At 31.9% G+C, this 12,010-nt stretch carries 10 protein-coding genes; all 10 read right to left on the bottom strand.

Features of this window, described 5'->3' with window-relative positions; genetic code table 11:
- Positions 1–4 precede the first annotated feature (4 nt).
- The 10 genes from C1631_RS10445 to C1631_RS10400 all read right to left on the bottom strand — a co-directional run bounded on the left by C1631_RS10445 (position 5) and on the right by C1631_RS10400 (position 12,009).
- Positions 5–1,150, bottom strand: a complete 1,146-nt coding sequence (locus C1631_RS10445) for a glycosyltransferase (protein ID WP_103248393.1) — start codon at positions 1,148–1,150, stop codon at positions 5–7.
- Between the two features lie 158 nt (positions 1,151–1,308).
- On the bottom strand, positions 1,309–2,874 hold the full coding sequence (locus C1631_RS10440) for a T9SS type A sorting domain-containing protein (RefSeq protein ID WP_109712015.1): 1,566 nt from the start codon (positions 2,872–2,874) through the stop codon (positions 1,309–1,311).
- 29 nt (positions 2,875–2,903) lie between these two features.
- Positions 2,904–4,295, bottom strand: a complete 1,392-nt coding sequence (locus C1631_RS10435) for a right-handed parallel beta-helix repeat-containing protein (protein ID WP_165828269.1) — start codon at positions 4,293–4,295, stop codon at positions 2,904–2,906.
- A gap of 17 nt (positions 4,296–4,312) precedes the next feature.
- Positions 4,313–5,491: an O-antigen polymerase gene (locus C1631_RS10430; protein WP_109712011.1), complete on the bottom strand. Its 1,179-nt coding sequence runs from the start codon at positions 5,489–5,491 to the stop codon at positions 4,313–4,315.
- 7 nt (positions 5,492–5,498) lie between these two features.
- Positions 5,499–6,728 carry an oligosaccharide flippase family protein gene (locus tag C1631_RS10425; RefSeq protein WP_123966648.1) on the bottom strand — a complete coding sequence of 410 codons (1,230 nt, stop codon included), beginning with the start codon at positions 6,726–6,728 and terminating at the stop codon, positions 5,499–5,501.
- Positions 6,729–6,731: 3 nt separating this feature from the next.
- Positions 6,732–7,757 carry a Gfo/Idh/MocA family protein gene (locus C1631_RS10420; RefSeq protein WP_109712009.1) on the bottom strand — a complete coding sequence of 342 codons (1,026 nt, stop codon included), beginning with the start codon at positions 7,755–7,757 and terminating at the stop codon, positions 6,732–6,734.
- A gap of 10 nt (positions 7,758–7,767) precedes the next feature.
- The gene (locus C1631_RS10415) at positions 7,768–8,340 is read right to left on the bottom strand and encodes an acyltransferase (protein WP_103247613.1); all 573 of its coding nucleotides are present in this window, start codon (positions 8,338–8,340) and stop codon (positions 7,768–7,770) included.
- A gap of 18 nt (positions 8,341–8,358) precedes the next feature.
- The gene (locus tag C1631_RS10410) at positions 8,359–9,486 is read right to left on the bottom strand and encodes a DegT/DnrJ/EryC1/StrS family aminotransferase (RefSeq protein ID WP_228441184.1); all 1,128 of its coding nucleotides are present in this window, start codon (positions 9,484–9,486) and stop codon (positions 8,359–8,361) included.
- Positions 9,487–9,525: 39 nt separating this feature from the next.
- Positions 9,526–10,710, bottom strand: coding sequence for an L-2-hydroxyglutarate dehydrogenase (gene lhgD / locus C1631_RS10405; RefSeq protein ID WP_103247611.1), 1,185 nt, complete (start codon positions 10,708–10,710; stop codon positions 9,526–9,528).
- Positions 10,711–10,716: 6 nt separating this feature from the next.
- Positions 10,717–12,009, bottom strand: a complete 1,293-nt coding sequence (locus tag C1631_RS10400; protein WP_109712005.1) for a nucleotide sugar dehydrogenase — start codon at positions 12,007–12,009, stop codon at positions 10,717–10,719.
- Position 12,010 lies beyond the last annotated feature (1 nt).

Raw genomic sequence — 12,010 nt, 5'->3', positions numbered from 1 at the left:
AAAATCATAGACGGATATTATCATACATATCTTTATATACATTTGCTAATTTTAGCTTATACAGGTTGTAATTATAATTCTTCAAAAAGAATGTTCTAAGACGTTTCTCATCAATTACAATTTCTTTTGTCGATAATTTTTTTAATATGTTCACAAAGCTATCATAATCATCATATTCTATACCAAAACCGAAATTATGTTGTTTTATTTCTTCCCATACATCTTTTTGCCCTAAGCTCACGATCATAGGTGTGCCCACCATCAAGCAGTCAAAATACTTAGTGGGAAAAGCATACACATTGTTTAATAACTTCGGGTCATAAAGCTGAGGAACAACTAATGATTTTTGAATCATTTTTAGTGCATGAAGATAAGGGACCTTGGGTAAGAATGTAACATTACTTTTATTACTTAAAAAGCTGATTTCACTTTCGTCCCTTAAGTCCCCTGCGAAAACAAAGTGAAACTCAGATAAGTTATCATCCTGAATAGCCCTAAATAATAAATCTTTCCCCCGTGTTTCAGAAAAATAGCCCAATATAGGAATCAGTGGTTTTTCAACTGGGATATTATAGAGTGCCTTGAGATCAATATTTTCTAATTGATCATATACATCTTCTGCAGAATTGGGTAAAACAAAATACTTATCTTCGGACAGACTAAACATTCCGTAATGGGAAAAATATTGTTTATCCGGAAAAATAACAAAGTCTGCAAATTTCATACATAAATTATCTAAAAATCTGATAACTGAAGCTATAACAATATTCACACGGTATGAAACCGCCACATAATCTCGCGGATCGTATATAACCTTAGATTTCCTGTTTATAAATAAACGGTAAAATAATGCAGGAAATATCGTATAAAAAGTAAAAGCAATAACCAGATTAGGTCTTTTCTGTAATAACGTTTTTAATAACCAAATCTGATATTTAACGAACTGAACCAGTACGCCAAGACTTCGCGGAGGTGCTGTTTCTTTGTATACTTTTTTAGGAATATTTTTGAAAATTGCTTCATTAACATCTCTCTCATATCCTAGTCTGGCCCAATAAACGAATTCCAATTCATCAAAATTTTCATTTAAGGCATTTACAACTCTTCGTGTTGCTGTTGTTGCATCAAAATAATCTGCAAATAGTAACAATGACTTTCTCTTTCCCAATTTAAATATTTATTTAATTTTCAATCATCTATCTTCCTGCTTATCCTGATTCTGAAATTACTACCATGGTACCAAGAAGATCTCCAAAAATACCATGGTATATTTACATCTTTCTTATATTTAATTTTATAAAATGCAGGTTAGTCTTTTATAAACTTAATTGTTTTTTGCTGAATATTAACCATATAAATTCCTTTTGGTAAGTGTGAAACATAAATCTTCATTGAATGATTGAGCTTACCTTTCAGAATAGTATTTCCAGTTGTATCATATATAATAAATCCCTCATTTGCCTTGATCATTGAATGATTATTAAAATTAATAACATCCTTCACAGGATTTGGATAAATTTTTAATTCTTCTTCTTTCTTTACATTGTCTTTAATTCCCAAAAAACCTTCATCTGTTAATCTTAAAACAACTCTGGCAAGTTTTCCATCGGGTGTATTGGACTCGCCAAAAACAAGAAGTTTATTAGTTGTTGGCTGCAAAACAATATCATTAAATTTAGCATCATAACCATTATAAATTGTTTGGGTCATTATTCCTACATTATTCAGAGAAGTATCTAAATTTCCATTGATATCTAATTTGGCAATCATAGGCATATAATTATATGTTCCACTCTTATTATTATCTCCGACCAGATAGATTTTATTATTAATGATCTTCATTGTTCTGCTGTTAAAAGTCTCGAGACCCGTAAGGTTTTTATACCCATTTTGTCCAAAGCTTGTATCTAAACTTCCATCGCTGTTCAGCCTCATCAAAATATTTCTTATCGGGCTGTAACCTTTCATAAGTACCAGGATTTTATTATCCGGTGTGATCGCAATACTTTTTGCAGTAAAACCTTTGTTGGGCTCCGGTGCCTGCTTTGAGATTCCATTTACTCCAAAAGAAGTATCTATTGAACCATCAGCATTAAATTTTCTTATAAATACATCATGTATCCTTTCGTCTTTATTAAAATTTGAAGTTGTAATATAATAATTATTATTATCATCAATTGTCACACTGGAAGTATAATCTCCCGGTCTGTTATGTACATAAGTTTTTCTTCCCGTTCCATTAAACGAGGTATCTAATGTACCTCCAGCATTTAATTTAATAATTCCAAATCTAAAATCCTGGCCGTCTACATATAAATAGGCTGAATTATCAGGCAGAACTTTAATATTTAAAACTTTAAACGTAGAATTAGGTAATATATAAGAGGATCCTACACTTGTTAAAGTATTTCCATCTGATGAAAATTTACCTATACGATAGACATCCAGATTATTAGGGAAATTTAATCCCGCTATAAAATTCTCATCATTATGATTACTATACAGCATTTCAGTTCTGGTATTACTGGATTGTCCCCAATTATATTCTGCCCCTGACAAACCATTGTTTCCATAACTTAGATCCAGCTTTCCTTCCGCATTATATTTTTTTAGCCTAAAATTAGAGTATCCATTAAAGTTATCTCTATCCATAACTCTTCCTGAAAAATCAATAATATTAGTTGCTAAAAAAGGAGCAAACTCTGTCTGCTGTAAGCTTTCACTTTGATAGGTTACATTAAGGCTAGGAGCCAGTGAATACTCTAGCCTTCCATTGCCCCCACCATATGCGTTATCTACATAAACAGTTTGTGAAGATACTCCTGTATAAAATAGCACTCCCACCAGCGATAATAAATAATTTCTTGTTTTCATAGGTTTTAGTTTTTTCAATTTTATAATAATTACTGGTTAGGTTGATTCAATATTTTCGATCCACTTACCTGAGAGTCAAACTGGTTGCCAGTAAACTCTTTAAATTTCACTTTTCCTTCAGAAAATCTTGCTCCTGAATCTCTCGCTCCAATAAACTTATTATTTTTTATAATTATTGTTTTTTGATCTCCATCTGGAATATATAAAGAATACTGTGTATACTTAGGGTTGCCTTTCAGATAATTGTTTACTATTTGTCTATTATTTCCTGACTGGATAAATATACCTGAACTAAGACCATTTTTGTCATTCCCAGCCAAGCCAATATTAGTAATGGTATTACTATCCATAACGATATTAGTTCCCGATCCTTCATCAAAAATTCCATTCTGCTGGATATTTTCTATTGTATTTTTATATATTGTCAAGCTATAATTCTCTTTCAAATAAATACCCGATCTTTTAGTCGTTAGAATCTGATTATCTAAAACCTTGCTATTTTTTGAAAACCTAAGATTAATTCCATCCTGACCAATATTTTTTAAGATATTCCCGGTAATAGTTACATTTTCTGCATATACCTCGTTACCTTCAGTGTTATTTACAAGTATACCGTCTCCAAGTCCTGTATCAAAAACGGTATTATCCTTAATTAAGATATTTTTGCTAATCCCCGGAGGAATCTTTTTACTTCTATTTTGTATTTTTATTCCAGATCCGTTAACTTTTGTGATCTTATTATTTTCGATAATAATATCTGAGCATGAAGCATCAACATAAATTCCATGTTCTAAAGGCAAATTATAGATTTGATTATCTTTTATTGTTATATTTTTACTTCCTTCAGCAATCATAATACCCTGTGAACTATTTGTGATCCGGTTATTCAAAATACGGATATCTTCTCCACCCAATGTGACTCCGGTAACATCTTTCTGATAATATTTAGGATTATTCAAACCAATACCTTCACAGTAATTATTTTCAAACAATACATTTTTTACTTTTCTTAATCCCGCAACTGGAGAATATGAAAAATTATAAAAATTATTTTCACAAATCCTTACATTTTCAGCTCCAAAGCACAATATTCCTACTGAAGTAGATGAGGATGTAGGTGAATAGTCATTTCCATATCCTTTTAAATTAATTTGTGAAACTGAAATATCTTTTTTATCTACACAATCGAAAATAGGCTTTCCCGGAGCAGTTTGTATGATCGTTGCATGATTTCCAAGGATTTTTTGTCCATTCTTCAAGTATAGTGTCCCGTTAATCTTATATGTTGTATTAGCTGGAAGTTCTACAATATTCTTTTGCTTAAGTAGAGTTTGTAGATATTTCGTATCATCATCACTTTTTTTAATAAAAATATTTTCTAAAGAAAATATCATTGATATGATTAATAAGATTTTTCCCATTTGCATTTTTTATAAAATTACTTAAATCTGACGTATATTACCATCAGATAGAAAAATAAATATCCATTACTCAAGAGATTTCCTATCAAACCTGAACTGAACAGATTATAAAAAAGTAAAGGAATAATACATATTATAGCAATATTTTTGGTATTGATCATATCCTTCACTATTTTACCCAATAAAAATGAAAATAAAAAAACACCAACATATCCATAATTAATAAAAGCTTCTATCAGATAAAACTGATTAGCATTTCCTGTTTCACTACCGCCAAATTGGCTCTGGTATAAGGCTCTTTCAAAATTAATACGTTCCAATCCAAATATTGAGGACAACAAACTACTTGTCGCACCATATAAATATTCACCATGAAACTCATTTGAAAAAAACAATTCGAGACCTTGATAGGCAGTGATTACAGGAACAGCAACCATTCTCCATACAACGGCTTCAAAAATTGTTGCGGGAATATGATAGATACTGAAGAAAGGTTCATCTCTGCTTGCATCAATAGCATCAAATTTTGAAAGAAGAAACATTAAACTGATTAAGGCTAAAATAACTCCGCCACTGACAAGTAAGTAGGTTTTTTTATTTTTTGATTTATAATATAAAAAGAAAAAAACAGGAATTGCAATTTTCAAAAAATACCCCTTTTCCAAAAATGAAATAGAGTATAATACAAATACCAACAGATACAGAAACCTTGATTTATTTTTGTAAAAAAAAGCTCTGACAATAACAAAGGGGAAAAATGTACTATCTATAATTGTTATTAAATAACTGAAAATAATTTCAAATCCTTTTCTGTCTTTTAAGAAGTCTTCTCTTAACCCAAAAAGATCTTCCTGGCTAGCACCTCTAAGCGAGGCTAAGATAGGCAGCTCTCCTGCAGTAACCATAATTAATAAAACAACCAGAATATAAATAATAAAGACATATTTGCTAAAGGTATCCCCGTTAATAACCAAATATTTTTGTTTATGATTTGGGAAAAAATTTATACAAAATGAAGCTAAGAACCCAAACACCGATAACAAAGTAATAGCTCCTAAAGTCTCACTTATAGTCTTATCAACAGAGTCTCCCATAAAAAACACAGGAATAATACAATAAAAAGTCAAAAAAATGACGCAATAACTAATTGCAAATATTTTTTTAATTTTTTTTATATTGATTTCAGTATTATACATAAATGTTCTAATTTTTATTTATTACACTTTTCATAATGTAATAATATATTGCATATAATATTGTCTCATGTATTACATAAATCCACAACAATGTTTTTATTGAAAAGAAAGATCCAACAATAAAAATTGTCATTGAAGTAAAGAAATATATGGTTTGCCACCTAGCTACTTTATTGAGTTCTTTCTTAACGATTAAAACTGTACTCAAAGGAGATACAATAAATTTCATCATAGATGCTAAAGCAATAATCTCTATAAACTCACCAGCTTCCTTCCATGCTTTCCCAAAAACAATTAAAGCTAAGTCTTCTCCAAAGAAAAATAAAGGCAAAAATATAAATACAGAAATAAGACAAAGTATATAGGTACTTTGTAAAAATGTTTTTCTTATCAGATCATTTTTATTTTCATTGTAATAATCTGATAAATTCTTAAAGTAAACTTGTCCTATTGCTGTACTTATTACAGATATAGGAGCAGTAAGTACTCTGTTGGACATTGAAAAAGATCCTAATTGAGATGATGTATAAAATTTTTTTATAAAAAAAACAGGAGCATAGCTACTTACTGTATTCATTAAAGATGAAGGTAAAATCAGAGTAGGAAATTTTTTATATTCAAAAGCCAAATGTTTGATTTCATTAAAATTTATCTTGCGAAGATGTGAAAAAAAACTATATATATATATAAGGAAACAAAACATTCCACCTAATATATAACCATAAACAAGTCCATTTTTTACTTTATAAAAGATAAAACTTCCAGCAATAATTAAAACGGATTGAAAAATCCTGATAATGTTTAATGTTTTATATTTTTTCATCCTATTGTACCAATAGGAAATCACATTATAACAGACTGTAAAAAAAATAGAGAATGGTAGTAAAAAATAAAAAAAATCTAATTCAATAAACCAATTTGCAATGTAGAATACAATCCCTGTTAAAACACTAACAGATATGGCAAGTACTGATATTAATTTAATAATATTCTGTGCATCTTTATCTTCTTCAGGCAAAACTATTGCATACTCATACATTCCAGAAGCACCCATACCGATAATAAGAGAAAAAGCCATAAAAATAGCAAGATCTCCAAAATTGGCAGGTGAATATATCCTTGTCAGGAAAGGACTAAACAGAACAGGGATAAATTGGCTAATCCCGGTTCCGACCATTAACAAAAAAGAATTTCTAATGCTAGATGAATTGACGATATTTTTAAGTTTTTCTCTCAAAATCTACCCTTTTGGAGTGTTTTTTAAAGCATATATCTTTTCTATGATATCAACTACTTTTAATCCTTCTAAAGCATTAGTTGTAATAGTATTTCTTCCTTTAATTACGTCAACAACATTCTCAATAATATAATGATGATTGGCAGCTGAACCTTTATAAGCACCATAATCATTCCCAGGATTCGTTGGTGCCAGTTCAGGCATTACATAATCCTTTACGTTACAAACCTCTACTTTATCCATGTATTGTCCACCAATTTTCACGGCTCCGTTCTCAGCAATAATAGTCATTGAACTTTCCAGGTTTTGATTCCAAACAGAAGTTGAATAATTTAAAGATCCCATTCCTCCATTTACAAAGTCAAAGCTTACAAATCCTGAATCTTCAAAATCAGTAAGATCTTTATGGTTAAAATCAGCAAATTTCGCCTTAATATTAGTGATGTCTCCGAATAACCAGTACATGATATCTATAAAGTGAGAGAACTGTGTAAACAAAGTTCCACCATCCAACTCTAGTTTACCATGCCAGGATTCCGGCTTATAATATCTGTCGTCACGGTTCCAGTAGCAATTTAACTGTACCATATATATTTTACCCAGTTTTCCGCTTTCTACTATTTCCTTTATCCATGCCGATGGTGGAGAATAACGGTTTTGCATTACGGCAAAAACTTGTTTATGCTTGTGAAGGGCTTGAAAAATCAGCTTTTCAGCATCTTGTTTATTAAGAGCCATTGGTTTTTCCACAACAACATGTTTTCCGGAATCAATTACCTTGTAAGCCTGTTCAAAATGGAATCCATTTGGAGAAGCTATATTCACAACATCTGCTTCTATCCCGGAGTTTAAAAAATCTTCCAGTGATGAGAAAAAAGGAACATCATAATTTTCTATTCCTAAGACAGATTTATCTTTTACATCTATTAACGCTACCAGTTCGCATTCAGAATTTCTCGACACCATTTCTGCGTGTCTCTTTCCGATATGTCCACATCCTACAACTGCAAATTTTATTTTTTCAGACATCGTTACTTATTTAAATTTTCGAAACTTTATTATTATCTATTTTGTATTTTTCTCCACTTTCAGTGCAAACCGCTACTCCTTCTTCATTAAATTCAAGGCGTTGTCCATATTCGCTCATCCAGCCTAATTGTTTTGCAGGATTTCCCACCACCAAAGCATAATCAGGAACTTCCTTCGTTACAACAGCCCCAGCACCTATAAAGGCAAACTGTCCGATGTTATGTCCACAAACAATGGTTGCATTAGCTCCAATAGAAGCACCTTTTCCAACATGGGTTTTAAGATATTCATTCTTTCTGTTTACTGCGCTTCTAGGATTGATTACGTTGGTGAAAACCATCGAAGGTCCCAGAAAAACGTCATCATCACATATAACCCCTTCATAGATGGAAACATTGTTTTGCACCTTAACATTCTTTCCCAAAACAACTTTAGGTGAGATTACAACATTTTGTCCAATATTACAATGTTCTCCTAAAATACATCCCGGCATAAGATGTGAAAAGTGCCAAATTTTAGTTCCATTACCTATTTGACACCCATCGTCTATAACAGCTGTTTCGTGTGCAAAGAAATCCGACATAATATTCTGTTTTAATGATTAATTGAAAAAGTTTTTAATTTCAGATATTACAAAATCTGAAGCTTCCTTATCAAATTCTGTATGAATAGGAAGTGAAATAACTTCTGAACAAAGTTTCTCAGTAACCGGTAAGGTAAAACCTTCTGCCACATATTGCTGAAAAGCTTCCTGCTTGTATAATGGAAGTGGATAATAAATCATACTTGGTATGTTCTTCTCACCAAGAAATTTTTGCAACTCATCTCTCTTCCCGTTTTTTACCTTCAGAGTATATTGATGGAATACGTGAGTTGAATTTTGTGCTCTTGCAGGAATTTCAATATCAGCAATACCGGCAAGATTTTCGTCATAATAGGTTGCCATTTTATTTCTTGATGCTGAATATTCGTCAAGATACTTCAACTTCACTTTAAGAACAGCAGCTTGTATGGTATCTAATCTTGAATTACAGCCCAGTACTTTATGATAGTATTTTTTCTCCTGTCCATGGTTCGCGATCATTCTTATTTTAAGAGCCAGATCATCATCATTTGTCATTAAAGCACCTCCATCACCGTAGCACCCTAAATTCTTGGATGGGAAAAAAGACGTACACCCGATATGACCAATAGTACCAGTCTTTTTAACATTTCCATCAGAAAAAGTATAATCAGAACCTATAGCCTGAGCATTATCTTCTATTACGAATAAATTATGCTTTTCTGCAAAAGCAAGAATTTTTTCCATGTCTGCACTTTGTCCATACAAATGAACAGGCACGATTGCTTTAGTATTCGGTGTAAGGTACTTCTCCAAACCTTCAAGCTCAATATCAAAAGTATTTTCATTGACATCTACCATGATTGGCTTTAAGCCTAAAAGTCCCATTACTTCAGCAGTGGCCACATAAGTAAAAGCAGGGCAAATAATTTCATCACCTGGTTTTAAGTCTAAAGCCATCATTGCGATCTGTAATGCATCAGTACCGTTGGCACATGGAATAACATGTTTTACCCCTAAATATTTTTCAAAATCCTGTTGAAATTCTTTTACTGCAGGGCCATTAATAAATGCGGTATTATCTAAACAATTCTGAATACCTGCATTTACTTCTTCTTTTATCTTTTCGTATTGATTTTTTAAATCAACCATCTGAATTTTCATAATGCTATTTTATCTTTAAGTGTTTTTTGAAAATAATCAGTTTTATATAAGCTCACTTATTGCATTTCCTATAGAAAGACATGAAGTGGCCGCAGGACTTGGTGCATTTCTTACATGAATGATATTTCCGTTTTTCACAATATCAAAATCATCAATTAAGGCTCCATTTCTGTCACATGCCTGAGCTCTTACTCCGGATCCTCCCGGAACAAGATCACTTTCCTGAATCTCTGGCATTAGTTTTTGTAAGGCTTTTGTAAAAGCGGATTTTGAAAGTGAACGATGTACTTCTCCCATTCCTGTTTTACCATATTTAGCAACAATTTTTCTAAAACCTGGCCATGTAAGGGTTTGCATGGTTTCATTAAAATCAAAATCAAAAAATTTATATCCTTCCTTTTTAAAAGCTAGTACTGCATTTGGACCAGCTTCTATGTTCCCATCAACCATTCTTGTAAAATGAACACCTAAAAAAGGAAAATTAGGATCCGGTACGGGATAAATAAGATGTTTTACCAGATGTTTCTTTTCATCTTTAATTTTGTAGTACTCTCCTCTAAAAGGAATAATGATAACATCATTCTTTTCATTAGTCATTTTTGTAACCTTGTCAGAATAAAGTCCGGCACAAGAAACCAGTTTGGTTGTCTTAAATTCAGAATTATGAGTCTGAACAACAATCTCATTATCTTTGGTAACAATATTTGTTACTTCCTGATTAAATTTAACTTCACCTCCTAATTCTTCGAAAAGCTTTTTTATTTTTTTGGCTACACCAGGGTAATCAATGATACCTGTCTGTGGAACTTTAATGGCTCTTACTCCTTCACAATGAGGTTCTATTTCACGAAATTCTTCTCTTGACAGATATTGTAAATTTTGAAGCCCATTTTCTACTCCTCTTTTATATATATTATCCAAAAGAGGAAGTTCTTCTTGCGAAGTTGCTACAATTATTTTACCACAAAGGTCGTATTTTATACCATGTTTCTCTGCAAAATTGATAATAGAGTTATAGCCTTCAATACAATTTTTTGCTTTTAAGCTTCTTGGTTTATAGTATATTCCGCTATGAATCACTCCGCTATTATGTCCGGATTGATGCAGCGATACATTGTTTTCTTTTTCTAAAATAAGAATTTTAGAGCCGGGGCTTTTAAGCTGAGCCTGGTATGCTGTTGCCAACCCCACTAAACCTGCCCCGATGATTACGATATCATAATTCATTTGCGATTATAATCTTGCGTCTACTAAATTTCTATCTAAACAAGCCTTAGTATCAAAAATAACTGCATTTTCTTTCTTTAGTTGAGCAAGATCCATCTGAAGAAATTCATTATGAGAAACTGCAATAATAATGGAGTCGTATTTCTTACCTTCCTGAAGTACACCTAGAATATCAATACCATACTCATGTTTTACTTCTTCTTTGCTTGCCCATGGATCATAAATATCTACATTTACACCATAGTCTACAAGTTCTTTATAAATATCTACTACTTTGGTATTTCTTACATCCGGGCAGTTTTCTTTAAAAGTAACTCCCAGGATAAGAGCTTCAGAATTTTTGATAACCCCCCCTTTTGCAATTAAAAGTTTAACCACTTTAGATGCGACAAACTTCGCAATTGAGTCATTTACTCTACGTCCTGAAAGGATTACATCTGGATGATATCCTAACTGTTCAGCTTTGTGAGCAAGGTAATAAGGGTCAACGGAAATACAGTGTCCTCCTACCAGGCCTGGTTTGTATTTAAGGAAGTTATACTTTGTTCCTGCTGCCTCCAATACATCATTGGTATCAATACCAATTCTGTCAAATATAAGAGCAAGTTCGTTTACAAAAGATATATTAACATCTCGCTGGGCATTCTCTATTGCTTTGGAAGCCTCTGCTACTTTAATACTTGATGCTTTATGTGTTCCGGCAGTAATAATTTTTTTATATAGATTATCTACTTCGTCTGCAATTTCATCTGTAGAACCCGAAGTTACTTTCTTAACACTTGTAAGCGTATTTACTTTATCTCCCGGGTTAATTCTTTCCGGAGAATATCCTACAAAAAAGTCTTTATTAAATGCAAGTCCTGAATGTTTTTCAAGGACAGGAACACATTCTTCTTCTGTACAACCAGGGAAAACGGTAGATTCATAAATAACAATATCTCCTTTCTTGATAATTTCTCCAAGCATTTTAGAAGCAGAAATTAATGGCTTCAAATCAGGAGCATTATACTTATCAATAGGAGTAGGAACGGTAACAATAAAAACATTAGCTTCAGCTATGTCTGCTAAAGTACTGGTGGCTTTGTATCCATTTCTCCCATTAGATTCTTTGAAGTTTTTTAAGCCTTCATTAAGTTTTTCAATTTCAGCCTCAAGGGTAATATCTACTCCCTTATTAAGCTGAACAACTCTTTCTGCATTGATATCAAATCCTAAAACAGGATAATGACCAGCAAATTCTAAAGATAAAGGCAGCCCTACATAACCTTGCCCTATAACAGCTATTTTATATGTTTTCATC

Source organism: Chryseobacterium phosphatilyticum (assembly GCF_002899825.2).
In the GTDB taxonomy this organism is placed as follows: Bacteria; Bacteroidota; Bacteroidia; order Flavobacteriales; family Weeksellaceae; genus Chryseobacterium; species Chryseobacterium phosphatilyticum.
This window is presented reverse-complemented; position numbering and strand designations above follow the sequence as displayed.